A 25,543-nucleotide genomic window follows, 5' to 3' on the forward strand; every position below is an offset into this window, starting at 1 on the left:
GTTAATTTCAGTATCGCCTACATAACCTACTGCGTCAGATTGTTTCTGTCCACTTGAGGTGAGAACGCCTTGAATAATAAATGCAAATAATGCTAGTGCAATTACTAAAATCAGAATAACTCCTTGATTTCTAATTTTACCTAATATCGCCATTGTCGTTTATTTAAATTTTTAATAGGGGCGAAAATAGTGATTTCCTCCTAATAATTAAAACATCTTCTGGCTTTAAAATGATGTTTTTACCGATAAATTCATGGGTAATAGTTTTTGGTGATCTTAGGCTTTCCTTTTTTCTTTATTTCAAGTACAATTTGAATTGGTTGCTTATGCTATGCTGTACGTTTTTACTCTGATCAAAAAAAAAAGTTATAAGCTCGGGAAGTGCCAAATCTTTTAAAATTTTATGCATTAGTGTAGGGGATTGATCATTTTATGCTTTAGCGAAAGCGTAATTAATAATGTAAATTAAAATCACCGCTGGTCGAACAATTTTGAATATGTGATCAGAATCACTCGTTATTGCCTAGAGTTAGATAAACTAAATCAATTTTATTATCTGACTTCTCTAAGATTTTATAAGTGTTTCCATTTATCACAACAATATCTCCTTCTTCAGGAATTCCTGCGGTCTCGTTGACGATAAGACCTCCTAAAGTTTCATACTGGTCATTTTTAGGAAGGTCCAGTTTGTAGTTTTCATTGATTTGATCTACTTCAAGTCGAGCACTAAGCTTAAATTCGGTCTCACTTATTTGTTGATCGATTAATAGATCATAGTCGTGTTCATCTTCAATTTCACCAAAAAGTTCTTCAATAATATCTTCTACGGTTATAAGGCCACTTGTACCGCCATATTCATCAAGAACTATAGCGATACTTTTATGACGTTTAATCAGCAAGCTGAGAACATCTTTTGCCAGCATTGTTTCTGGTACGTTTATGACGTTGCGTTTTATCTTTTCAATGGTTTCTGGTGATTTAAAAAGGTCAAAACTGTGCACATAACCTGTAATGTCATCAATAGTATCTTCATGGATTAGGATCTTAGACAGACCGGTAGATACAAATTTTTTGTTCAGTTCTTTAATTTCAGTATCCTTATGCATGGATATCATTTCGGTTCTAGGAACCATTACTTCTCTTGCCTTAAGGCCTCCAAAGTCTAATGCATTTTGAAATATTTGAATTTCTGTATCCAGGTCCTCCTGCAGTTGTACACTTTCCATTTGTTCTGTGATGTAATTCCCTAGCTCCAGTTTTGAGAAGGTCAATTGCAGCGCATCACCATTTGATTTAAAAAAAGTTTTTAAAATAAAGTCAGATATTTGAATGCAAAACCAAGATACAGGCCAAAAAAATAAATAAAAAAGGTAAGCTGGAGGGGTGAAAAACTTTAGCAGTTCATTGGAATAAATTTGAAAAAACACCTTAGGCAAAAACTCAGCGGTTAAAAGGATAATAAATGTTGTTAATAAGGTCTGAGTAAGTAGGTTGTTTAAAGCATCTGCGTATCGAGGGTAAGCCTCTACTAAGTAATCACTCATCAAGGACTCCATGGCAAAACCATATACTACAAGGGAGATGCTATTACCTACTAGCATTGTGATGATAAACTTAGAAGGTTTTACCGTTAGGTTGCGCAATACACGTCCTATAAAATTATTTTGTCGTTTTTCCAGTTCGATATGAATCTTGTTAGAAGAAACATACGCTATTTCCATTCCTGAGAAAAAGGCGCTCAAGATTAACATTAAAACTATGATAAGAATTTGTAGTAGCATTGTTATTTATTGCGTTCTTCAAATCTACGACGAAAACGTCGTTTAAAGAAAAACATAAATACGGCTACGGCTGCCATTCCAAAAAGCAGATAGGCTTGATTAGTATTGTCACCCCATTCGATGCATCCGGAGATAACAAATACCGTTGCAAATATCAGGTAGGCGTATTCAAAATATTTAAAAAATTTACTCATTGTTTGGTGGTGTTATAAAGGTGTCATTGGGATCTCTAGCCACTAATTGGCTTAAATCCTCTCTGGCGTCTAGAATAGTTCCTGTAGTGCGACCGACGCTTTTGTCTTCTTTATTGTTGCCGATAAAGGTTTCAAATTTTTGATTTGTAAAAATCCATTGCGCAGTTTGATCCCAATAAAGCTGTTCTCCTACAAAGGTATTGCCATCGCTGGTAACAATCCTTACATGTTCTCTTAAATCTACTACGTTGGTCTGGTCATATAGGGTCCCAGAGTTTGCCGTAATGGTGGTAATTTGCGGGGTATTATTTGAATAGTCAAATACTTCTACCTTAATCCCATCGGGAAATTGAGTATATGGAAACTCATCATTAGAAAAGTCCAGCATTGTTTTGCCTTGGAGTGTCAGTTTAAGCCTGCCGCTGTCTGTGTGTTTTAACAGCATGTTTTCTACTTCACCTACTGGTGCGTTAGAAGCGATCCCCATTTTTTGAATTTCTTTAAGATGATCATCACATGATGCAAAAAAACAGATCACGGCAAGTGCCGTGATCGTGATTTTTAATAAATGAAAATGAGCGTTCATTAAAAGGTAGGTATTCTTACAGATTCACCTACCCAGCAGTTAAAAGTGATAATGTCTCCAGATTTATAACCATGAGTATTAGTAAATACAAATCTCTTATCTGGTGCAGCGCCATTGTAGCTGGCCACATATTTGTTTGCGGTACTTCTTAGTGAAGGATCAACTCTTCCAGCCTTTTCGGCATAACGAGCAGCCACCCAGTAAATAGCCCTTTTTTCAAATGGATTTGCTCCACAACTTCCTGTACTATTTGCAGTCATATCTGCAATTTTCAAGTAAGGCTGTCCGAAAGACGGTTTGAGTGCAGTGGACTTAAGATAGGCTCTTCTAGCACTAGCAAACTGACTTTGGCTTTTATAAATATTACCTTTTTTGTAGTAGATAGTTGCTTTTTCATCAGCATCGATATCTAACTCAATTGCTTGATCCCAGTATTGAAATTTTTCTTTTGTAGTTGTAGCGATGTTCCCTAAACCATAGGCGGTTCTAGCACTTGGATTAATAGCATGTAATGCTTTTACCGATTTGATGTAAAGAGGTGCTTCTGTGCAGTCTTTCTTTTGCAATCTTACAAGCACATTACTCAACCATTCCTTACTCGTTTGATTTGCATCAAACTCGGCATTGTACAATGGAATTAGTTTGTCACAATCAGCAAGTTCTCCTAAGGTGCCATTTACACTACCCATTACAATGCCGTAGTTTCTAAGATTAGCTTCTTGGTATCCTATTGTTTTTTCTTCTTTTTCAGTAAGTTTTGTAGTTTCTTGTTTAGATAATAAATCAGCTACTACTTTAGATCTTTCATCTTGAAGAGATTCTATGTGACTTGTAAGTTTATCGTAAATGTCAAACAATGTTTGTAAATCAAGTTGGCCACCTACGAACTGCTTTTCAGCAAGTTTAAAGTAGGTAATCATTATTTTAGGATCTGTAAAGTTTGCCGGGTCTTTTTTAAAATTTCTATGTAAAATATCAAATTGCTCTTGTTGTGCACCTAGGTTATATTTATACATAACAGAAACCATTTCATTTACTTTCTTTGTAACATTTACAAAGTCAGGAAACTTCTCTGCTTCTGTTTTAAGCATTCTAATTAGACCGTCTACGTTCTCATCTACATTTCCTATTTTTTTCTTTAGTCTATATTCATAAATTTTCTCGCCATACTGGTATATAGCAGCACTTTCATTTGGGCATTTTTCAATTAATGGTCCTAATTGTTTATAAGCTGACTCGTAATCTTTTGCTTTTGCATCTTCTGCAAACAAGCTCATCATGATTTTACATTCTGTTGGTTCTTGTGCTTTCGCGAAAGCGAAACTAAGAAAGGTTACAGCGATTAATAAAGTATTCTTAAGATTCATAATAATGGTTTGAGTTGTTCTTAATTATATTTTCTTTTGATGAACCAAGTGTCGTTTAATGATAATCCAAGAGAGAAGTTAAAAAATGTTTCTCTGATGAGTCCAGCGTCTTGAGTGCCCCTTTGTCCATATTCAAATCCTAGATTTGCATTTGAAAAACCGCTACTACGTCCAATCGGTAAGCCTAATCCAAAAGATATGCCAAACTCGTTAATGTCGGAGGAATTTATTCCATCGCCACTTACTTGTAGTCCTAATTCTTCGTACCGTATTCCGCCTCTATACACCACACGATCCCAATAACTGGTTATGCTGTTATAGTTTGGAATATAGAACCCGCCAGCTCTATACGATACCGCATCTTTAAAAGTCGTGGTCTCTGGAGCAAAAGACCTTGAGGTAAGGGCACTACTTCCTCTTGCTGAATATTCTGCGCCTATATTCCATTTAAGAGGTTCGCCAATAGTTAATCCGAAGGTTAATTCTGAGGGTAATCTTAAACTTTGCTCGCCAAACTCAGTAGCTCTGCTATTAAAAATATTTTCATTCAAATCACCGGAAAGTATAAAAGCTGATATCATGCGCTCGTTTTTTGCATTAAGATTGCTTTCAGGACTGTAAACAGCACTTGCTTGTATTTCTAGTTGATTGTCAATCATTTTTTGGTAATGCAGTCCCAGATTGAATGATGCACCACTAAAATCAGTTTCATTAGTCTCATTGGTCCCAAATTGTACGTTATTGACGGCGACACTAGAAGAATTAGTTTCTTGTCCAAAATTGTATCTAAACTCTCCGCCTATACTTAATTCTGGTGTAATTTTGTATCCAAATCCTAAATAAGCTCTAGTGATGCTTCCTTCTCCCGTATATCTGGAATACAAATTTTCTGTTACCGTACCTATTTCATAGCCTACGGAGTTGAACGGAACAAGACCAAAGCCAAATGCAGCTTTTTTGCCTAAGGGAATTCCAATACTAACATACTCTATGGTGGTGGCATCATAAGAATCACTTTCTGCTTCTGTAGAGGCCCACGTTTTAGAATGTACCGCACCTAACGCATATGTCGTTACTCTTAAGTTGCCATAAGAAGCTGGGTTTCTCAGGTTGATGTGCACACTATCTACATATGTGCGCATACCTCCCATACTGCGGTTTTCAATCGTACCGTTAAAAGTCTGCTGCCCTAATCCAAAAAAGGAATAAGGTGATGAAGTGCGCGATTGAGCAATGCAATTTATACTCGTTAAAATCACTACCGCGATTACTAAACTTCTGATCATAGGTTTTTATTAAATAAGAATAAATAATAGATGCCGTGAAGCATCAAAAAAGGCGTCGCAAAGAAACGGTTTTTTAGTTGTTTTACCAACAGCTCACTGTCTCCGCCTGTTATAAATACTTCTAAATCGTTATGAGACTTTCTATATCTCTTAATAACCCCTTTTATTTCAAGACTTAAACCGTTTATAACGCCACTGTGAATGGAGGTTTCGGTAGAGTTCCCAATTATTTCTTTCACGCGCTCTGCTGTTAACAACGGTAGATTTGCCGTAAAATTATGGAGCGATTCATATCGCAATTTTAATCCAGGGGAAATAGCACCTCCGTAGTAGTTTTTATCTTCGTTTATAAAGTCATAAGTCACGCAAGTACCAGCATCTATGACTAGTATAGGCTTAGTTTTATTAGATAAATAAAGAGCACCTGCAACTAGTGCGATGCGGTCGTTACCTAACGTTAAGCTTTGGTAATGATTGTTAAATGGTAGTTGGATGTTTTGGCTAACTTCAAAAACAGTTTCAAATTTAATTTTAAGGTATTGTAACAGCTCTTTAGGGAATTTACCAACGTTGCATAAGGCCACCTCCTTGATTTCGGGGTAGACTTCGTGAAGTCTTTGTAAATCGGCTGTAAAACTCCCAACATCTGTGCGCTTTGCTTTATAGACATTCCAATGATCCATAACAGCAATTTTTATGGAAGTGTTGCCTATATCTATAACTATAATCATGAGTATTGAAAGTTATGGGATGAAATAAAACATAATTTAAAAACAAAAAGCCCGATCGTTAGATCGGGCTTTTGTGGTACCTCCAGGAATCGAACCAGGGACACAAGGATTTTCAGTCCTTTGCTCTACCAACTGAGCTAAGGTACCTTTTGCTCGTAAGCGGTTGCAAATTTAACTTATTCTGGATTCCATAAAAGCTTTTTCGTGTTTTTTTTTAAGAAAATATTTTAGCTTAACAATTTGTTGTTTTTTAATATATGTTCTAATCCCATTCCTCTGGAACCTTTGATGAGGATAACTTGCTCTTTATCAGTATCTATGTTGTAAGAGTCGATAAACATGTTTTTTTCTTTATGTTGAATAGCATTTATTGTTGCTGATCTACTAAAGTTTTCTCCAACGAGCTGAATGTCATTAATCTTTAAATTCTCTGCAAGTGTGGTGATGTTTTGATGTTCTTCTATGGCAAATTCACCTAATTCAAACATATCTCCTAAAATTGCGATTTTATGAATGGAGTCCTGAACAGCCAGATTTTCCAACGCTACTTTCATACTACTAGGGTTGGCATTATAAGCATCAAGAATGATTTTTGTTTTTCCTATTTTAATAATTTGAGAACGGTTATTGGTGGGTAGGTAGTTTTCTATTCCAAGAACAATATTTTCTGGAATCATATCCATCAATTTACCTATGGCATAAGCAAAGAGCGCATTGTGATAATTGTAAACGCCGGTGAGTTGCGTTTTTACTAAAAGCCCATCTACTATAAAATTGATAAATGGTATTTCAGAATATAAGCTGGTGCTTTCTGGAGTAAAAATTTGATTTATTCCTGCTGATCTAACGATTTGTTCTGGATCCCACCTTCCTATTATCGCCGTGTTGTTTGATTCTCTTAAAAAACTATAGAGTTCACTTTTACTTGTTTTAACGCCTTCAATTCCTTTAAACCCTTCTAAATGTGCCTTGCCATAATTAGTGATCAATCCAAAATCAGGTTGTACAATTTTGCATAAAGCTGCAATTTCTTTAGGATGATTTGCACCCATTTCTACTACACCTATATGAAGGCTGGAATCAAAAGATAGGAGTGTTAATGGCACGCCTATGTGGTTGTTGAGGTTTCCTCTAGTTCCTTTTACTTTAAACTGAATAGATAAAACAGATAATATTAATTCTTTTGTAGTGGTTTTACCATTACTGCCTGTCAATCCTATAATAGGAATATTAATGTGATGCCTGTGATAAGTTGCCAGTTGTTGAAGGCATGTTAAAACACACTCAACTACGGTAACCCTTTTGTCGGTGCTCCATTTTGGATCGCTCGCCACAGCATGAAAAGCCCCTTGATTCAAAGCATTTTCTACATAAAGATTTCCGTCATTTTTTTCTCCTGACAGGGCAAAGAATAACTGTCCTTTCTCTATGGTTCTCGTGTCGGTATTTGCACCGTTTGATTGTAGGAATATGTGATGGAGCTGGTCAATCATTTATTTTCAATTTAAGGTATTAAAAAAGCCCTTAACATTAAGGGCTTTTTTTAAAATATGAAAAGGCTTGTTCTAGTTGCGAGGACTTTTAGTTTTCTTTGCTTTCGAACCAACTCTAGACATAGCACAACGGAAACCTAGGTCATCCTTTGCCATATCTTGTGGATAAGACCTTCTTGCTGCTGGGTCTAACCAGTATGCTCGATCTCTCCATGATCCGCCTTTGATAACTCTTACTTCATTATTAATAAGAGATGTTCTTTTAGAGTTTTTATCATACTGGCGGTCTAAATTGCCTAATGAATCTACACTCACACTGTGTTTAGGGGAATTGTACATTCTATTATTCTGGTCGTTGAGTTCGTCTTTCTTATCAAAATATTTTGTAGACTGTGCATCACCATCGCGAAAATCACGGTTATCACTTCTGTCAAAGTTAGTTCTTAAATATGTCTCATTCTCGTCAACAGATTCTTGTTGAATTTCTCCAGGCAGTGCGCGGGCAATAAGTTTTCCATTGCTTAACGTGTCATAAGGAATAGAATCAGCACTAACAACAGCAATCATTCCGTCTGGACCTATTTTATTTCTTGTGTAGACATTACCTCTGTAGTAGTTAAAATCATTAAACTCGTCATCAATCATTGGTCGGTAGACATCAGCAACCCATTCAGACACATTACCAGCCATTTCATAAACCCCGAAATCATTAGGCTCATAAAATTTTACAGGAGCAGTTATGTCAGCACCATCATCACTCCATCCTGCAATACCGCCATAATCTCCATCACCTTGTTTGAAGTTGGCCAAATGATCTCCACGGCTGTTACGTTTTCCACTTCTAGTATATTGTCCATCCCAAGGGTATTTTTTTCTACCTCTATAGGCATTGTATTCCCTCAAGCTTCCTAATCCTAAAGCAGCGTATTCCCATTCCGCTTCTGTAGGCAGTCTATAACTAGGCAATAGGATACCATCTTTTCTAGTTACATATAGACCGGATACTTCACCGTTGTCATTTCCTTGTTTGGAAGCTTTTGCGGTTTTTCTCTTTTCCAAAGCTTCAGATCTTTTCCCGCCTTTTGTTTTTTCTTCATCTCCACCATATGTTAATGTTGGTGCGTTTAAATACGTCTCTGTATTAAAAGTGGCGCCTGCTTCTTGATTTGCAATCGCGTCTTTAGACGTGTAGCCTTGCTCGTTAAGAATAAGTTCATTAACGCGTTCTGTTCTCCAGTTTGCATATTCTACAGACTGTATCCATGTGACACCTACTACAGGATAAAATTGGTAAGCTGGATGGCGTAAGTAATTATTAGACATCTCTTCATTGTAGCCAAGACGGTTTCTCCAAACAAGAGTGTCAGGAACAGCTCCGTTGTATATGTTGCGGTATTCTTCATCTTCTGGAGGGAAAACTGCTTTGATAAATTCTAACATTTCCAGGTACATTCCGTTAGTAACCTCGGTCTCGTCTATATAAAAAGATTGAACGTGTTGTTGGTTTGGAGTGTTGTTCCAATCGTGCATAGGATCGTCACTGACTCTTCCCATGGTAAAGGTACCACCTTCGACAAATACCAGACCAGGTCCTGTGTCCTGTTCTTTATAAGTAGTGTTTAGTTCAAATCCATTTTTACCGGTTACATCCCAACCGGTTCCACGAGAAGTTGATGTATAATCGTTACCACTACCACAACTGACAATCGCCATACCGGCGAAGAGTGAAAAGACTGCTTTTACTGCTAAGTACTTCTTCATTTTAAAAATTTGTTTGTAAACGATCCGCAATATAATTATTTCGGTTTAATACGAAAGCTTTAATTAGTATTATTCGCATTACATTTGACGTGTGAACTTATGAAACGCCGATGAAAGGCGTTTATTATCTTTTCTTTATGAAATATCGGGAAGATTATATTTATACTATTTATTGCTAACTACCGTTACACTATCCATGAGACATTTTTTATTTTTTATAATTTTCTTAGTTGCTGGTACTGTTAATGCACAAAGGAGCAATGAGTTAATTGTATGGCAAGATTCGAAGTCTTTTGAAGTAGGAAACCAGCAATTTAAAGTTCCCTATTTTCAACAAAATCATGTTTTTAACGGTGCGGAGTTACTGTGGTTTAAAAGTTTTGAAGTAAATCAAAAAGTAGATGAATTTTCTATTAATATTTCAAATATAACGACACAAAATATCAGGAGTTCAGAATTAGATCAGCTGGATCGTTCAAAAATCCCTAATGAGTTACAATATTCTTTAAGAAATGCGCTTTCGCGAAAGCGTACCTACGCACAACTCAAGATGTCTCCTATATTTAAAGACGGAAATCAGTACAAAAAAGTAGTGTCGTTTGATTACAGTTATGATTTTGCCCCTTTTAATGCTCCATCCAAAAACGCGATCTTCGGAAACTCTATTTTAGCTTCTGGTAATTGGTATAGATTTAAGGTAGGTAAGACTGGTGTAAATCGCATCACTAGATCATTTCTTTCTAGCATAGGTGTAGATGTAAACAACATAGATCCAGCTCAAATTAAAATATATGGACAGGGCGGGACATCGTTGCCCATCATAAATAGTGATGATCAATTTTACGATGCTCCAGAAATTACTATAACGGTAACAGGGGATGCTGATGGTCGTTTTGATAATAATGACCAAATTTTATTTTACGGTATTGCCACAGATTCTGATTATGTGCAAGAGAACGACAGTTTTATCAATCCTTATACAAACGATTCTTACTATTACATAACCTTAGATGGTCCTACAGGAAAACGTATTTTACCCTTGATACAGCCTACAGGTATTCCATCAATTACTTATGATTATTTTTATGCAAAGAAGCATCATGAAATAGATCAGCGCAATATTGCCTCTATAGGTAGAGTTTGGTATGGCGAGCGTTTTGACTTTGAACCAGAACAGTCTTTTGAATTTGAATTTGAAAACGTTTTGAGTACTTTGCCAGCTAGAATTAAAATTGCAACTGGAGCTGTGGCAGATAATGATACTTCTATGTCGTTTTTAATTAATGGGCAATCCGTCGGTACTTCTATCTTACAAGGATTAGTTGCTCCTAACGGAGTTCGCACAAATACCATTGCAGCCAGAAGGCAGATTCTATCAAATACAAATGTTACTTTAAATTCAAGTTCTGTAACGCTTACTGTTTCGTATGACAATGCAGGTAATCCAGGCGCATCTGGTTACCTTGATTATATAGGTCTTGAAGTTCCACAAAGTTTGACAGGTGTTGGAGAGCAGTTTATGTTTAGTGTCCCAAACGCTTCCTCACAGGTTGGAATTGTACAATATCAGTTTACAAATGTGGCTGACGTTAGCGAGATCTGGGACATTACAGATCCTTATAATGTCCGTAAAATTTCTAATAGCTCACAAAACCCCAGCTTTTCTTTTGTAGCTAATGGGGGAGAATCAAAGGAGTATCTAGCCGTTGATAATTCAGATTATTATAACGTGGTAGCTGTCAGTAACAGTCGAGTGGCTAATCAAAATTTAAAAGGCACCATATTTAATGATCGCTCTGGAAATTTTAGAGATATAGATTATTTAATTGTTACCCCACAATTCCTTTTATCTGAGGCGCAGCGATTGGCAAATTATCACATTACAGAGGGTAACCTAAATACCAAAGTGGTTACGCTTCAGGAGATCTACAACGAGTTTTCTGAGGGAAGACAAGACATAACCGCGATAAGGAATTTTGTGCGCTATATTTATGATAATGCTTCCTCACCAGCAAATAGGATTCAATATTTGAACCTCTTTGGCGATACCAGTTATGATTATAAAGATAGGATTAGAATTAGAGACAATATCGTGCCTTCATTTTTTTCATTGAATAGCACCAGTTTAACAGACTCCTTTTGTACTGATGACTTTTTTGCTTTTATGGATAATGGGGAAGGAGATGTTTCTGCAAATAACCTCATGGATCTAGCTGTAGGACGTATGATCGTGAGTGATATTCAAGAAGCTCGTGAAATGGTAGATAAAGTGATCAGTTACACCGCAGAGTCTGCTTTTAATAAATGGAGGAATAACATCACGCTTATAGGAGATGATGTAGATGAATTTTCAGATAAAATTTTACAAGAAAGTGTAAACGACTTAGGTGATGAGATTTTTTTAAATCGACCGGAGTACAATATCAATAAAATCCTATTAGATAGTTATCAGCAATTCAGCACCGCTGGCGGTCCTAAATACCCTGATGCAGTTAATGATATAAAAGATGCTTTTGAACAAGGTTCTTTAGTGATTAATTATTTTGGTCATGGGAATGAAGATGGACTGGCAAGAGAATTTGTGATTACACAATCACTCGTTGAGAACTTACGCAATCCCAGTACGTTGCCTTTATTTATAACAGTAACTTGCGAGTTTACGCGTTATGATAACCCATTAAGAGTGAGTGGTGGAGAATTGACCTATTTGAATCCGCAAGGTGGAGCGATTGCCACCGTCGCTACTAATCGATTGATTTTTGTAAATGTAGGAGCTAGTTTAAATAACACTTTGGATCAGTATTTATTTGGATATAATAATGTGGAGCCCGTTTCTATGGCAGAGGCATTGCGTCTTGCTAAATCTGATCCTAGGTTGCAAACGCAACCCACGAGAAGAGTCATTGCGTTTGTGGGTGATCCAGCATTAAAGCTTGCTTCTCCAAAGGCTAGAGTTGTGCTAAAAACGGTAAATGGAAATCCCACAGCTACAAATACGGATATTCTTAAAGCTTTGGACCGTGTAACATTAGCTGGTGAGGTACAAACCTTATCAGGAACTCGGATCAATGATTACAACGGGAGTTTGTTTGTAACTGTTTATGATAAAAATATCATTCGAGAAACACTGGCAAATGATAATATAAGAGATACTTCTGTAGCAGGAAATCCTTTAGTAGTCTTATCTTTTACTCAATTGGGTGAAGCGTTATTTAGAGGTCAGGCAACGGTCTCAAATGGCGCGTTTGAATTTGATTTTATCATGCCTCGAGATACACAAATACCCGTTGGTGCGGGTCGAGTCTCTTTTTATGCCAAAAGAAGTAACCTGTCGGAAGATCAAAACGGATATTCTCAAGATATTCAAATTGGAGGTATTAATCGCAACGCACCTTTAGACGATATAGGGCCAGAGGTAGAGCTGTTTATGAATGACACCAACTTTGTATCTGGTGGAATTACGGATAGCGATCCATTTTTATTGGCTTTTTTAATTGACGATAATGGAATCAATACTTCTAGTGGTATAGGTCATGATATAACAGGGATCTTAGACGGCGATGAAACCAATCCTTTTGTGTTAAATGACTATTATGAAGCTGATGAGGACGATTTCACAAAAGGGAAAGTGTATTTTCCACTAAGGGATATCGAGCCAGGTTTGCATACTTTGAAAATTACCGCGTGGGATACCTACAATAATAGTGCTATGAACGAAATTCAGTTTGTGGTTTCTGAATCTGACGGTGTGGAGCTTACCAGAGTCCTTAATTATCCTAATCCATTTACAAGTTATACCGAGTTTTGGTTCAATCACAACAGACCATTTGAGCCTCTTGATGTCCAAGTTCAAGTGATGACTATTAGTGGAAAGGTAGTCTGGAGTAAGAATCAGAATCTCATTACGACAGGTTTTACATCGCGAGAAATTACTTGGGACGGGAGAGATGATTTTGGGCAGCGATTAGGAAAAGGAGTTTACGTTTATAAGATTACAGTAAAATCTACGTTAACTAACAAATCATCGAGTAAGATTGAAAAGCTCGTTATTTTATAACCGTATGGATTAACATATATTTGCGATCCCATAATTTTTTTTTTAATGAAGAAGATATTTTTATTTTTTATAGTAGTAACATTTTTAATGCCCAGCATTAGTAACGCTCAGGATGGCGATACCAGAGTGGTCACAACAGCATTGCCTTTCTTAAGAATTGCCGGAGACGCCAGAGCTGCCGGTATGGGAGATATGGGTGTGGCAACTAGCCCAGATGCCTGGTCACAACAGTGGAACCCAGCTAAATATGCCTTCAGTACAAGCCAGCATAAAATTGGTGTTGCTTATACACCTTACTTAGGAAATCTAGTAGATGACATTGCTATTTCTCAGTTGGTCTATTCTAATCGTATTGATGAGAAAAGTGCCTTTTCTGGTAGTTTGAGGTATTTTTCTTTAGGATCTATTATTCTGCGTCAGGATGCGGCAGACCCAGGAAGAGAAGAAAACCCAAATGAATTCGTGCTGGACGGAACGTATTCCTTGAAATTAAGTGAGCAATTTGCCATGGCAGTTACGGGTCGTTTTCTAAGATCAGATTTACGAATTCAAGATATAGATAGTGATGCCAGTGCAGCAAATAGTTTTGCTGTGGATGTTTCTGGTTATTACCAATCAGAAGAGGAAGCGTATGATAACTTTAATGGACGCTGGAGAGGTGGATTTAACATCAGTAACATCGGTCCTAAAGTACGATATGACGCAGGAGGACAAGAAAATTTTATTCCTACTAACTTAGCCTTAGGTGGTGGATTTGATTTTATCCTCAATGATGGTTTTAGTAAAATAGCAGTAACTGCCGAATTGAACAAGCTTCTTGTACCGACTCCACCTATTAGAGAAGTTGGTGATGCAAATGAAAACGGTATTTCAAGAGAGATTATAGAAGGTCAGGATGATGATGTTACTTTTATTTCTGGAATGTTTCAATCCTTTGGCGATGCGCCAGGTGGGTTAAGTGAAGAGATTAGAGAGTTTACTTGGGCTTTAAGTGCTGAGTATACTTATAACGAGGCTTTTGCTCTGCGCATGGGATATTTTAATGAGGCTGACGACAAAGGAGCTAGAAAATTTTTAGCTTTAGGTGCCGGATTTGAATTCTCGCAAATCAATATAGACCTATCTTATTTATTCTCTACGAGCCGTGTAAATAGTCCGTTAGAAGGAACTTTGAGATTTGGTCTTACTTTTAATTTTGGTGATGAATTTACAGAATACTAGGTCATTAAAAAGCTAGAACTACACGCGACCTTAGACGTCTACGACAACAAAGAAGAGCTGGTAGCAAATGACCTCTCTTTGATGGAACTTGCTATAAAAGCTCGTCACCGAGCTTACGCACCTTATTCTAATTTCACAGTAGGTTGTGCTTTATTGCTAGCAAATGGCGAGATCATTACGGGTAATAATCAAGAGAACGCAGCCTATCCTTCTGGCCTTTGTGCAGAGCGGGTAGCTATTTTTGCCGCCGGAGCACAGTATCCAGGTATTGCGGTACTAAAACTTGCCATTACAGCAAGTCCTAAGGACGACTCCTTTCACAAACCGGTCCCTCCATGCGGAGCTTGCAGACAGTCCATTGCTGAGTATGAAAACAATCAGGATAATAATATTGAACTTTATTTTATGGGAGCTGCAGGTAAGGTTCTGAAGTCTCATTCACTAAGCGATTTATTACCACTGGTTTTTGATAAGAATTATTTATAAAGCTGGTTCCACTTTTTATGTTTGATTGAATCATAGAAGTTATACTATAAACAAGAGTTTTTTTAATCTTACAAACGGTTGCTACCGATAAGATAAAAGGATGAAATTTACGTTGAAATAAATAAATTTTTAGGAAATGGAAATTTTTTCAATTAACTCTTAACGATTGCGTTCATTTTTAACCTTTCAATAGGTTTTTCTTTAGCCTTTTTTCATCTATTTTTGCTCTTAGGCTAGTTCGGAGGATGTGGCTCGATTTTTACATTTGATCTTTACATCACACCTTCGCAAAAGCGTACTATTTAACAAGCAATTACATGAAAAAAGTCACTAAAGACGTCTTACTCAACTGGTACGAGGAAATGCTTTTCTGGAGAAAGTTTGAGGATAAATTAGCTCAAGTCTACATCCAACAAAAGGTACGTGGATTTTTGCACCTTTACAATGGTCAAGAAGCCATTCTCGCGGGCTCATTACATGCCATGGATCTGACCAAGGATAAAATGATTACCGCTTATCGCAATCACGTCCAACCTATAGGCATGGGTGTAGACCCTAGACGAGTAATGGCCGAGCTTTACGGCAAAGCAACGGGTACTTCTAAAGGTCTTGGTGGTTCCATGCATATTTTTTCTAAAGAGCATCGCTTTTATGGAGGTCATGGTATCGTAGGTGGACAGATTCCTCTTGGAGCTGGAATAGCTTTTGGTGACAAATATCATGGTGTAGATGCGGTTACTCTTACCTTTTTTGGAGACGGTGCTGCACGTCAAGGTTCATTACATGAAGCATTTAACTTGGCAATGCTTTGGAACCTTCCTGTAGTTTTTTGTGTGGAGAATAACGGCTATGCCATGGGGACAAGTGTTGCTCGTGCAGCAAATCATACGGACATATGGAAGTTAGGTTTGGGGTATGAAATGCCTTGTGGTCCGGTAGATGCTATGGATCCAGAGAAAGTTGCTGAAGCTATGCACGAAGCGATTGAAAGAGCTCGTTCTGGTGGAGGACCCACTTTTTTAGAATTAAAAACATACCGATATAGAGGTCATTCTATGAGTGACGCTCAAAAGTACAGGACGAAAGACGAAGTAGCTGAGTATCAAAAAATAGATCCCATTACGCAAATTAAAGATCGCTTGATCAATGACCATGGCGTATCTGAAGATCATTTCAAAGCAGTTGCTAAAACGGTTAAAGAGCGTGTAGCAGAATGTGAAAAATTTGCAGAAGACTCTCCGTACCCAGAACAAAATGTAATGTACGATGCCGTATATGAACAAGATGATTATCCATTTTTACCAGCAAAACAATAACTTATGGCAGAGGTAATTAACATGCCACGATTGAGCGATACCATGGAAGAAGGTGTTGTTGCAGCGTGGTTGAAACAAATAGGAGACAAAGTAGAAGAAGGAGATATTCTAGCTGAAATTGAAACTGATAAAGCAACAATGGAATTTGAATCTTTCCAAAACGGTACTTTACTACACATAGGCATTCAAGAAGGAGAAACTGCTCCCGTGGACCAGCTGTTATGTATAATAGGTGAAGAAGGAGAAGATATTTCTGGTTTATTAGATGGCGCTGCTTCTTCAGATAATAAAGAAGATACAAATCCAGATACGCCAGAAGAGCCTGAAACTTCTTATAGCAATGAAAAAGATGCTGACACAGGTTTTCCAGAAGGGGTTATTATTGTTAATATGCCTCGTCTTAGTGACACTATGGAAGAAGGAACAGTCGCCGCTTGGTTAAAAGAAGTAGGCGATACGGTGGAAGAAGGAGATATTCTTGCAGAGATTGAGACCGACAAGGCTACCATGGAATTTGAGTCTTTCAACTCTGGTACGTTACTGAAAATAGGAATTCAGGAAGGAGAAACTGCAAAAGTAGATGCGCTTTTAGCCATTATAGGTCCTGCAGGAACTGATATTTCTGGAATTAGCATGGAAAAATTGGAGGCTCCTGAGAAGGAATTAAAACAGGATTCTCCTAAACAGGAGCATAAAGAAGTGGTGCCTGAGGTAGTGGTTCATAAGGAAGAAAAGCCAGCAGTATCTTCCTCAAGTTCAATTTCAGACGGTGGTAGAATTTTTGTTTCTCCACTAGCTAAGAAAATGGCCGAAGAAAAAGGCATTGATTTAACGCAAGTCGTTGGATCTGGAGAAAATAGACGTATCGTAAAAAGTGATATAGAAAACTTTACACCTAACACTGCCGAAGTTCCAGTTGCAGCTGTAAGTTCATTCGTGTCTGTAGGAACAGAAACTTTTGAAGAAGTTCCTAATTCACAAATGCGCAAGACGATTGCAAAACGTCTTGGGGAATCTAAATTTACAGCACCTCATTATTACTTAGGTCTTGATTTAGATATGGACAATGCTATTGCCAGCAGAAAAGCAATCAACCAGTTACCAGAAACGAAGATCAGCTTTAACGATATGATAATAAAAGCGGCGGCAATGGCGTTAAGATTGCATCCGAGAGTAAATACACAATGGACAGAAAAGAGTACAATTATTGCTAAGCATATCCATATAGGGGTCGCTGTAGCAGTCGAAGATGGTCTTTTAGTTCCAGTATTGCCTTATGCTGACCAGATGAGTATGCAACAAATAGGTGGTAAAGTAAGGGAGCTTGCCGGTAAGGCGCGCGATAAAAAATTACAACCTGACGAAATGCAAGGAAGTACGTTTACTATTTCCAACTTAGGAATGTTTGGTATTACAGAATTTACTTCTATCATCAATCAGCCTAATAGTGCGATCATGTCTGTAGGTGCTATTGTTCAAAAGCCAGTGGTAAAAGACGGTCAGATAGCAGTAGGTAACGTTATGAGAATTACATTAGCTTGCGATCATAGAACGGTAGATGGAGCTACAGGAGCTGCGTTTTTACAAACTTTTAAATCTTACATTGAGAATCCCATTGTGATGTATGTATAACATCATTTGAAATACGTGCAAAAAGCCGAATCCTTGATTCGGCTTTTTTGTTTTCGAGAGAAATCTCAAATTAAAAATACTCCCAGTTCAATACCATCTGCTCAATGACTCAAAAGACCCACAACTCATAACTTAAAGACTCAAAGCTCACAACCAAAACCCCTATCTTTACTTCCATAAAAACCCATCATGAAAAAATTACTTTTACTTCTGTTTATAGCAGCACTTTTTAGTTCTTGTGGACCTTCTAAGAATATTGATAAGATGAGTCAGGCTTTGAATAATGTGGAAAAAAGCATGGTAATAAAAATGCCTAAAGCGAGCCCTGTGCAACTGGCACTAGATGTTCAATATCTTGCTAGTGACGAATTAAAAGGTCGCGATACAGGTTCAGAAGGAATTGAAAAAGCAGCTATTTATTTATCAGAACGTTTTGCTGAAATAGGTGTTCTCCCTTACGGAGAATCTTATATGGATCATTTTGAAGTACAAGAGAAAGAAGCTTTTAATGTTGTGGGTCTTTTCCCGGGATCAGATAAAAGACTGTTGAAGGAAGTTGTTGTTATCGGCGCACATTATGATCACATAGGCATGCTCCAAGCTGTTGCTGGAGACAGTATTGCAAACGGTGCTAATGACAATGCGACTGGTACAGCAACCGTACTCGCTATTGCAGAGAATTTCAGAAAGCTAGATTTCAATAAAAGAACAGTTGTTTTTGCGCTTTTCTCAGCTGAAGAGAAAGGACTGCTAGGTTCTAAAAACCTGGCGCAACGCATGAAGAAAGAAGGTGTAAACGTGGTAGCGATGCTCAATTTTGAAATGACTGGAACCCCCATGATTGATCAGCCTTACATCACTTACTTATCTGGTCATGACGGTTCTGATATGGCTGCCGTTTTTAACAGAGAAAATAAAGATCTCGTTGTTACTGGTAAACTTGATGTGGCAGCAAAATTTAATCTTTTTATGAGATCAGATAATTATCCATTTTTTGAGGAATTCAATGTGCCGTCACAAACTTTTTGCACCTTTGATTTTACTAATTTTGATCACTACCATAAAGTAGGAGATGATATTTCACTAGTAAACACCACCCACATGGCACGAGTTGTTGATGCTGTAATGCCCGGGATTTTTAAAGTAGTGAACGGAGATAAATTGAAATTAACACCAGTTACCAATGAGTAAAAGAATTGTTATTACAGGAACCAGTCGTGGAATAGGGTTGGAACTAGCACAGTTGTGTTCTAATGAGGGTCACGAGGTTATTGCGCTTTCGCGAAAGGTCGATTCGATCCAAGACTTAGAAAATAATTCCATATTGTCGATTTCAACAGACTTGAGTGTGCAGTCTAGTATTGATGCCGCGGTTAAAATTATTTTAGATAAATGGGATCGCATCGATATCGTGATCAACAATGCAGGAATGTTGGTGAACAAACCTTTTGAGCAACTTACCCCAGCAGATTTTCAGCAATGTTATGCGGTGAATGTATTTGGAGTAGCAGCTTTGACCCAAGCTTTATTACCGGTGATGAATAAAGATTCTCATGTGGTTGCCATCAGTTCTATGGGTGGCATTCAAGGAAGTGCTAAATTCCCGGGACTAGCGGCCTATTCCAGTGCAAAAGCAGCTGTAATTACTTTATTTGAACTTCTTGCCGAAGAATATAAAGAAAATGGACCTTCATTCAATACACTAGCTCTTGGAGCCGTACAAACTGAAATGTTAGAAGAAGCATTTCCAGGTTACCAAGCACCACTTACCGCACCTGAAATGGCCGCCTATATTATGGAGTTTGCACTTACAGGTAATAAGTTCTATAATGGAAAAACGCTCGAGGTAAGTGCGAGTACACCCTAAGAATATCGCAATTGAATAGGGATTTTGGTTTGTTTATTCGGTTGTAGAGTTCCTCTTGATCAATCAGGAAGGGTAAAAGGTAATCTTTAATCAAGTATGGAATGATAAGGGAAATTACGCAACGATTGCCTAAATACAATGCCAGTTGAAGTTCGGAAATTAGTTTAATAAAGGCTCCCTTCGTCGGTAACCTTATAACAGAAATAAGGTGTCATAACGGGAAGTATCAAATTTATTTCTCCAGAGGGAGAAGCCAGAGGTCACAAATCTAAAACCTTGCTAATAGCCACTGAATCAAGTTTAGAATGACAAATCAAATTCTGTATAACTTCGACAGGTCCAGCTCAGGCAAGTGTAGAAAAATAAACATTAACCTGCTGCAACAACCCTAATTTTAGCCTTCACTACTTCAGCAAGTTCTCGAGCTTTTATAACATTATCAGCCACCACTGTGACATGCCCCATTTTTCTAAAAGGTCTTGTTTCTTTTTTACCATAAATATGAGGTGTCACTCCAGGTAAGGCTAGAATATCTTCTATGCCTTCATAAATAACTTTACCCGTATGTCCTTCTTCTCCTACCAGATTTACCATCACGCTAGCCACAGAACTTTCTGTAGCGCCAAGAGGTAAATTACAAACACATCTTATATGTTGCTCAAACTGGTCAGTAATCGACCCTTCTATACTGTAATGACCAGAGTTATGTGGTCGTGGTGCTACTTCATTAACGAGCAATTCTCCAGATTTAGTAAGGAATAGTTCTACAGCCAGCAATCCTACATGTTCTACAGCTTCAGAAACTTGTAAAGCCAGTGCTCTTGCGCGGTCAGAAAGATCCATGTTAATACGAGCTGGACAGATCACATATTCCACTTGGTTGGCCTCTGGATGGAATTCCATCTCTACCACAGGATACGTTTTCATTTCTCCATCAAAATTGCGGGCAACGATTACGGCAAGTTCTAGGTCAAAATCTATCCTGTCTTCATAGATACATTCCACTTGGGGCAAATCGTTTAAATCGCTCGCCTGTCTAATTACTTTTACACCTTTACCATCATAACCACCTTCGGCACTTTTCCATATAAATGGATAGGCTCTATCGTGATTTAGAGTTGGTTTTGGATAGACGTCAAAAGGGGCAGTAGCAATATGCTGATTTTGGTAAAAGGATTTCTGACGGGCTTTATTTCTTATCAAGTTTAAAACCTTTGCGCTGGGTGAAACCGCAATTCCTTTATCTTCTAAGTCTTGTAAAGCTTGTACGTTTACATTCTCAATTTCTATAGTCAGTACATCTACTTGCTCGCCAAATTCCATGACGGCTTCATATTCCATGATATCACCTTCAAAATAGACATCGCAGCCTTGAAAAGCTGGAGCAGTGCTATCTTTATCCATTACATAAGTAGCAATGTCCCATTTTCTAGTAGTGTAAAGCATCATTTTACCCAGCTGGCCGCCACCTAAAATACCCAAGGTAAAATCGGATGAGAATTGTGTCTGTTTCATGTTTCAAAAATAAGCGGTTCTTGTGAACTTGAACTTGAATTTGAGGACGAATTTGTGGATGAGTTCTAACTCGAACTTTTCTTCGAACTCGTATTTATTTTTTTGTTAAGTTGTTTCCTTGGTAAGATTTCCTACCTATTGAGAGCCTGTCGCAGCGAGGGCAGATGGGAAAGTAGAGTTTGAACTCGAACAGGGAAAATGATTTAAGAACTTCCTTTGGGGATACGGTTGATCTTTATTGAGCCTGTCGAAGTAAGGACAGAAGCCAAAACGGAGCTGGAAATTCAAATCAAACTTCAATTTATCAATCAAATTCGACTTTCTGTCCAATTCCATATGTTTGCCATGCTACATTTTTTTTGATTTTGTTTTAAATCTCTAGGGTTGAAGACCTAGAAGACTACTTTACGTAACTATAAAGTATTTTGTAGTACTTGAATTGAAACCTGAATTTGAAAAGAAATAGTCTTCTCTCTCATTTGTGAAATACTTTATTTTCAGTTTATTAGTTATGTAGACAGGTGATTTTATGTCTACTTCTACTGGATGGGCTAGCTGTTATCAGGTTTTCGTGCCAATAGCAGCGGCAGCGATGCAACCTTGCCGCAGGCGGGTGCAGACTTTATTTTTACTCTATCTAACTTTTTTTATTAGATTCAAATTACAAGAGAAGTAACAAGGTTATTTACGTGTTTATAGACTCTGTTCACCGGTGTAATTATCTACCGTAAACTGGGGCTGCATAGTGTTTACTAATCAGTATCTTTGCAAAAAAAAATATCCATTTTGATTAAGATCCACGATCTTTATTTTAAACCCTTTTTGAGTGCGCAAGAAATCGCTGCTGCGATAGATCACCTTGCTTACCAACTGAACAGAGATCTCTCAGATAAGAAGCCTATATTTTTAGGTATTCTCAATGGTAGTTACATGGTCCTAGCAGACCTTACTCGCAAGTTTACACATGAATGTGAAGTGAGTTTTTTACGTGCCAAGAGTTACGAAGGAACTAGTTCCACGGGTGTGGTAGAACTTGGTGATCAGCTCGATATAAATCTTGCAGGAAGGACCGTTGTGATCGTGGAGGATATTGTAGACAGTGGTTTGACAGTGGAGACGCTTTTGCGAAAGCTAAAACAACACCAGCCTCAAGACCTGAAAATTGCTACGCTTTTTTTTAAACCAGACGTATATGATCGAGAGTTAAAAATCGATTATATAGGAAAGAATATTGAAAATAAATTTGTCGTGGGATACGGCATGGATTATAATAATTTAGGGCGCAATTTGCCCGAACTTTACGTACAAACACAACGCATGAAAAACATCGTTTTATTCGGTCCTCCAGGAGCAGGAAAAGGAACCCAAGCCACTCGTTTAAAAGATAAATACGGACTGGTTCATATCTCTACAGGAGACGTTTTCCGTCAAAATATCAACAACGGTACCGAGTTAGGAACGCTGGCAAAAGCTTTTATGGACGAAGGAAACTTAGTTCCAGATGAGGTAACGATAAAAATGTTGAATGCAGAGGTGGAAAAAACACCAGATGCAGCAGGGTTTATTTTTGACGGTTTTCCGAGAACTAACGCTCAAGCAGAAGCCCTGGACAAAGTACTCGCTTCTAAAAATGAGAAAATAGATGGAATGGTAGCGCTGGAAGTGGCTGATGAAGTACTCGTTGGACGCTTGCTAGAAAGAGGTAAAGAGAGCGGTCGTCCAGATGATGCCAACGAAGGCGTGATAAGAGGTCGTATTTCTGTTTATTACAAACAAACAGCACCTTTAAAAGAGTACTACTCCGCACAGAATAAATATTACGGTGTTGATGGCGTAGGAGAGATGGATGCAATTACCGATAGATTAAGTCTGGAGTTTGATAAGCTTTAATTAATTTAGAGTTGAAAATTTCAAGTTGAACTGGAATTTAAAGAGATAAGAAACCTCTCTCCATAGTCTCGATAGAATTTATAGGTAATGGTAAACATTTATTGTATTTTGAATGTCGAACGAGGATTAAAGAATATTGAATTTGAATTTAACTCGAAAAAGTGAACGCTTCTTCTTGTTGTAAAAGTAGGATTAGGGCACAGAGTTTGTATTTGAATCAGAATGCCACTTGGAGCGAACGAAACATTGAGCTTGTCTGCAACGAGCCTGTTTAAGTGGCTAAAACGTTGTAAAAAAAGGGTGTTATGTACTTTGTTGTAGAACAAGAAATAGCAGCTTTTAGGCGGTGCATTGATCCTGTCGAAGGGTAGAGTAATAATACACAATTAACTAGTGACAAATAGCTGTTAACTAATAACTAGTAACGGAAACCAAATAACTGACAACCGAAAACTGTCAAATGAAAACTAAAAAATGACTGAAGGAAATTTTGTCGATTATACCAAAGTAACTATTGAATCTGGCCGTGGTGGTAAAGGAAGTACTCACTTGCACAGAGAAAAATATATAGATAAAGGTGGCCCAGATGGTGGTGACGGTGGTCGTGGTGGTCATATTATTCTCAAGGGAAATAAAAACTTGTGGACACTCTACCATTTTAAATACAAGCGACATTTTAAAGCTGCTCAAGGTGGTAATGGCGCAAAACAGCGCAGAACAGGTTATGATGGTGATGATGTAGTTGTGGAGCTTCCGTTAGGAACCGTTATTAAGGATACGGAGACGGGTCAGACTGTTCATGAAATTCTTGAAGATGGGGCAGAATTTATTCTTTGTGAAGGAGGAAAAGGAGGACGTGGGAACTGGCACTTTAAAACGGCTACAAGACAGACGCCTCGATATGCGCAAACTGGAATGGATGGAAATGCCTTGGATGTGACCTTTGAGCTCAAAATTCTTGCAGATGTAGGTCTTGTAGGATTTCCCAATGCGGGAAAATCAACTTTACTGTCGGTACTGACTTCAGCAAAACCTAAAATTGCCAATTACGAGTTCACCACTTTAAAACCCAATTTAGGAATCGTAGAATACCGTGATTTTAAGACCTTTGTTATTGCAGATATTCCGGGAATTATCGAAGGAGCGGCAGAAGGTAAAGGAATAGGACATCGTTTTTTAAGACATATAGAACGTAATTCTACCTTGTTATTTCTTGTTCCAGCAGACACTGACGATATCAGTGCTGAGTATGATATTCTGGTCAACGAATTGAGAAAGTACAATCCAGAAATGCTGGATAAAGAACGATTTGTAGTGATCTCAAAATGTGATATGCTCGATGAAGAATTGATACATCAAATGAAAGAAGAACTGGATGATCAAGGAGCCTTTAATGGCGCGCCTTACATGTTTATCTCTTCTGTTTCACAGATCAACCTGACCCAATTAAAAGATCGTTTGTGGACGATGTTGAATGAGTAAAAATAATTTTAAGATTATACGTATGGTTTTAAAGTAATAAAATAATAAAAAAGTATCATTTGAAACTTTTTTGATGCTGGCATTTACATCGCATGCACAGGAATATCTAGAAACTTGAAGTTTTGAAAGGGTAGATATCAAAGTGATTTACCATTTAGGCAGCTTTCGTCTTACCCCATTTAGGAACCATTTCTAATTCTATATTTTTCAGTCTGGAAGCAATTCTTCGTACGTATTTTGATCAAAAAAAGGAAGCCATAATAATGCGGTTTAGTTCATGTTTACTCATAAAGTAAGTATTTTACTCTAATTTTCTGATAGTCTTCAAGTCCTTTCTCCCAAGTAGCAGCGATTTCTTGGGCGCTCATACCTTTCTCAATATGAGCTTGCAAAGTTTTTGTTCCTGCGAGTTTGGTAAAAAAAGAGTTGAAGAAGTTTTGTTTAAATGGAGCTTTCGCAAAAGCGTCTACTAAAAATTCCAATTCTAAATGATCCAGCTTTTTGTACTCTCTTAAATCTACACCATAGCATTTCTTCCCGTTAAATAAAGGTCTTTTTGCACCTACATTAGGTGTCGGAGTAAAAGCAAAGTCTGTATATTTTACTAGTGATGGAGAGCCATACACTTGAAACTGCATTTCAGTACCACGACCTACGCTTACGTCTGTTCCTTCAAAAAAACAAAGGCTGGGATAGAGGTTTATCGCTTGATCATTAGGTAAATTAGGCGATGGTTGAATAGGGATACTATAAGAAGAGTCATGCGTATAATTGTAGCATTTTATGACTTCTAAGTCTGTCTGGAGATTTTTATCCAGCCATTGTTCTCCATTAATCATTAGGGCATATTCACCTATTGTCATTCCGTGAACTACTGG

General features: G+C 37.7%; 20 protein-coding genes and 1 tRNA gene. 9 read left to right on the forward strand and 12 right to left on the reverse strand.

Going from position 1 to position 25,543, the window contains the following annotated elements; genetic code table 11:
- From ACJAT0_RS07460 to gldJ, 10 genes are all read right to left on the reverse strand, one after another.
- Window positions 1–153: SurA N-terminal domain-containing protein (locus tag ACJAT0_RS07460; protein WP_415181181.1), on the reverse strand; the 153-nt coding region annotated here is incomplete at its 3' end.
- A 356-nt stretch (window positions 154–509) separates the two neighbouring features.
- Window positions 510–1,781, reverse strand: coding sequence for a hemolysin family protein (locus ACJAT0_RS07465; protein ID WP_415181166.1), 1,272 nt, complete (start codon window positions 1,779–1,781; stop codon window positions 510–512).
- A gap of 2 nt (window positions 1,782–1,783) precedes the next feature.
- Entirely contained in the window at window positions 1,784–1,975 is a 192-nt protein-coding gene (locus ACJAT0_RS07470; protein WP_374003061.1) for an LPXTG cell wall anchor domain-containing protein, read from the reverse strand.
- Window positions 1,968–2,561 carry an LPS export ABC transporter periplasmic protein LptC gene (lptC, locus tag ACJAT0_RS07475; RefSeq protein WP_415181167.1) on the reverse strand — a complete coding sequence of 198 codons (594 nt, stop codon included), beginning with the start codon at window positions 2,559–2,561 and terminating at the stop codon, window positions 1,968–1,970. Before lptC ends, ACJAT0_RS07470 begins: the two co-directional genes overlap by 8 nt.
- Window positions 2,561–3,928 (reverse strand): tetratricopeptide repeat protein, encoded by a 1,368-nt coding sequence (locus ACJAT0_RS07480; RefSeq protein ID WP_415181168.1) that lies wholly within the window; start codon window positions 3,926–3,928, stop codon window positions 2,561–2,563. Before ACJAT0_RS07480 ends, lptC begins: the two co-directional genes overlap by 1 nt.
- Before the next feature lie 20 nt (window positions 3,929–3,948).
- Window positions 3,949–5,214 carry a hypothetical protein gene (locus ACJAT0_RS07485; protein ID WP_415181169.1) on the reverse strand — a complete coding sequence of 422 codons (1,266 nt, stop codon included), beginning with the start codon at window positions 5,212–5,214 and terminating at the stop codon, window positions 3,949–3,951.
- The gene (locus tag ACJAT0_RS07490) at window positions 5,211–5,945 is read right to left on the reverse strand and encodes a type III pantothenate kinase (protein ID WP_415181170.1); all 735 of its coding nucleotides are present in this window, start codon (window positions 5,943–5,945) and stop codon (window positions 5,211–5,213) included. The genes ACJAT0_RS07485 and ACJAT0_RS07490 overlap by 4 nt, the downstream gene beginning before the upstream one ends.
- A 74-nt stretch (window positions 5,946–6,019) precedes the next feature.
- Window positions 6,020–6,092 (reverse strand) — tRNA-Phe (locus tag ACJAT0_RS07495).
- 80 nt (window positions 6,093–6,172) lie between these two features.
- Window positions 6,173–7,438: a UDP-N-acetylmuramoyl-tripeptide--D-alanyl-D-alanine ligase gene (locus ACJAT0_RS07500; RefSeq protein ID WP_415181171.1), complete on the reverse strand. Its 1,266-nt coding sequence runs from the start codon at window positions 7,436–7,438 to the stop codon at window positions 6,173–6,175.
- Between the two features lie 72 nt (window positions 7,439–7,510).
- Window positions 7,511–9,199 (reverse strand): gliding motility lipoprotein GldJ, encoded by a 1,689-nt coding sequence (gene gldJ, locus ACJAT0_RS07505; RefSeq protein WP_415181172.1) that lies wholly within the window; start codon window positions 9,197–9,199, stop codon window positions 7,511–7,513.
- Window positions 9,200–9,395: 196 nt separating this feature from the next.
- On the opposite strand from gldJ, the gene porU reads away from it, so the two are divergent.
- The 7 genes from porU (at window position 9,396) to ACJAT0_RS07540 (ending at window position 19,778) form a co-directional block, all read left to right on the forward strand.
- On the forward strand, window positions 9,396–13,256 hold the full coding sequence (porU, locus tag ACJAT0_RS07510) for a type IX secretion system sortase PorU (protein ID WP_415181173.1): 3,861 nt from the start codon (window positions 9,396–9,398) through the stop codon (window positions 13,254–13,256).
- A 45-nt stretch (window positions 13,257–13,301) separates the two neighbouring features.
- The gene (gene porV / locus ACJAT0_RS07515; RefSeq protein WP_415181174.1) at window positions 13,302–14,477 is read left to right on the forward strand and encodes a type IX secretion system outer membrane channel protein PorV; all 1,176 of its coding nucleotides are present in this window, start codon (window positions 13,302–13,304) and stop codon (window positions 14,475–14,477) included.
- Between the two features lie 3 nt (window positions 14,478–14,480).
- Window positions 14,481–14,963 carry a cytidine deaminase gene (gene cdd, locus ACJAT0_RS07520; RefSeq protein WP_415181182.1) on the forward strand — a complete coding sequence of 161 codons (483 nt, stop codon included), beginning with the start codon at window positions 14,481–14,483 and terminating at the stop codon, window positions 14,961–14,963.
- 317 nt (window positions 14,964–15,280) lie between these two features.
- Window positions 15,281–16,279, forward strand: a complete 999-nt coding sequence (pdhA, locus tag ACJAT0_RS07525) for a pyruvate dehydrogenase (acetyl-transferring) E1 component subunit alpha (RefSeq protein ID WP_415181175.1) — start codon at window positions 15,281–15,283, stop codon at window positions 16,277–16,279.
- Between the two features lie 3 nt (window positions 16,280–16,282).
- Window positions 16,283–17,911 (forward strand): 2-oxo acid dehydrogenase subunit E2, encoded by a 1,629-nt coding sequence (locus ACJAT0_RS07530; protein WP_415181176.1) that lies wholly within the window; start codon window positions 16,283–16,285, stop codon window positions 17,909–17,911.
- Between the two features lie 189 nt (window positions 17,912–18,100).
- On the forward strand, window positions 18,101–19,102 hold the full coding sequence (locus ACJAT0_RS07535; protein WP_415181177.1) for a M28 family metallopeptidase: 1,002 nt from the start codon (window positions 18,101–18,103) through the stop codon (window positions 19,100–19,102).
- A complete protein-coding gene (locus ACJAT0_RS07540) occupies window positions 19,095–19,778 on the forward strand; it encodes an SDR family NAD(P)-dependent oxidoreductase (protein WP_415181178.1) in 684 nt (227 codons plus the stop codon). The genes ACJAT0_RS07535 and ACJAT0_RS07540 overlap by 8 nt, the downstream gene beginning before the upstream one ends.
- A 369-nt stretch (window positions 19,779–20,147) precedes the next feature.
- On the opposite strand, the gene purK is transcribed toward ACJAT0_RS07540, so the two are convergent.
- A complete protein-coding gene (gene purK, locus ACJAT0_RS07545; protein ID WP_415181179.1) occupies window positions 20,148–21,293 on the reverse strand; it encodes a 5-(carboxyamino)imidazole ribonucleotide synthase in 1,146 nt (381 codons plus the stop codon).
- 786 nt (window positions 21,294–22,079) lie between these two features.
- Between purK and ACJAT0_RS07550 the strand changes: the two genes are divergently transcribed.
- The gene (locus tag ACJAT0_RS07550) at window positions 22,080–23,183 is read left to right on the forward strand and encodes an adenylate kinase (RefSeq protein ID WP_374003047.1); all 1,104 of its coding nucleotides are present in this window, start codon (window positions 22,080–22,082) and stop codon (window positions 23,181–23,183) included.
- A gap of 474 nt (window positions 23,184–23,657) precedes the next feature.
- Entirely contained in the window at window positions 23,658–24,665 is a 1,008-nt protein-coding gene (gene obgE, locus ACJAT0_RS07555) for a GTPase ObgE (protein ID WP_374003046.1), read from the forward strand.
- Between the two features lie 281 nt (window positions 24,666–24,946).
- On the opposite strand, the gene ACJAT0_RS07560 is transcribed toward obgE, so the two are convergent.
- Window positions 24,947–25,543 (reverse strand): exo-beta-N-acetylmuramidase NamZ domain-containing protein (locus tag ACJAT0_RS07560; RefSeq protein ID WP_415181180.1); only part of this gene is annotated, 597 nt, incomplete at its 5' end.

It is taken from the genome of Nonlabens sp., assembly GCF_047636915.1.
Classification (GTDB): Bacteria; Bacteroidota; Bacteroidia; order Flavobacteriales; family Flavobacteriaceae; genus Nonlabens.

Excerpts from the sequence above, each read along its gene's own strand:
- ACJAT0_RS07500 (WP_415181171.1), bottom strand. The coding sequence starts at position 7,438 with ATGATTGACCAGCTCCATCACATATTCCTACAATCAAACGGTGCAAAT.
- porV (WP_415181174.1), top strand. The coding sequence starts at position 13,302 with ATGAAGAAGATATTTTTATTTTTTATAGTAGTAACATTTTTAATGCCC.
- gldJ (WP_415181172.1), bottom strand. The coding sequence starts at position 9,199 with ATGAAGAAGTACTTAGCAGTAAAAGCAGTCTTTTCACTCTTCGCCGGT.
- ACJAT0_RS07540 (WP_415181178.1), top strand. The coding sequence starts at position 19,095 with ATGAGTAAAAGAATTGTTATTACAGGAACCAGTCGTGGAATAGGGTTG.
- ACJAT0_RS07485 (WP_415181169.1), bottom strand. The coding sequence starts at position 5,214 with ATGATCAGAAGTTTAGTAATCGCGGTAGTGATTTTAACGAGTATAAAT.
- pdhA (WP_415181175.1), top strand. The coding sequence starts at position 15,281 with ATGAAAAAAGTCACTAAAGACGTCTTACTCAACTGGTACGAGGAAATG.
- ACJAT0_RS07530 (WP_415181176.1), top strand. The coding sequence starts at position 16,283 with ATGGCAGAGGTAATTAACATGCCACGATTGAGCGATACCATGGAAGAA.
- lptC (WP_415181167.1), bottom strand. The coding sequence starts at position 2,561 with ATGAACGCTCATTTTCATTTATTAAAAATCACGATCACGGCACTTGCC.
- ACJAT0_RS07470 (WP_374003061.1), bottom strand. The coding sequence starts at position 1,975 with ATGAGTAAATTTTTTAAATATTTTGAATACGCCTACCTGATATTTGCA.
- purK (WP_415181179.1), bottom strand. The coding sequence starts at position 21,293 with ATGAAACAGACACAATTCTCATCCGATTTTACCTTGGGTATTTTAGGT.
- ACJAT0_RS07535 (WP_415181177.1), top strand. The coding sequence starts at position 18,101 with ATGAAAAAATTACTTTTACTTCTGTTTATAGCAGCACTTTTTAGTTCT.
- ACJAT0_RS07490 (WP_415181170.1), bottom strand. The coding sequence starts at position 5,945 with ATGATTATAGTTATAGATATAGGCAACACTTCCATAAAAATTGCTGTT.
- obgE (WP_374003046.1), top strand. The coding sequence starts at position 23,658 with ATGACTGAAGGAAATTTTGTCGATTATACCAAAGTAACTATTGAATCT.
- ACJAT0_RS07480 (WP_415181168.1), bottom strand. The coding sequence starts at position 3,928 with ATGAATCTTAAGAATACTTTATTAATCGCTGTAACCTTTCTTAGTTTC.
- ACJAT0_RS07465 (WP_415181166.1), bottom strand. The coding sequence starts at position 1,781 with ATGCTACTACAAATTCTTATCATAGTTTTAATGTTAATCTTGAGCGCC.
- porU (WP_415181173.1), top strand. The coding sequence starts at position 9,396 with ATGAGACATTTTTTATTTTTTATAATTTTCTTAGTTGCTGGTACTGTT.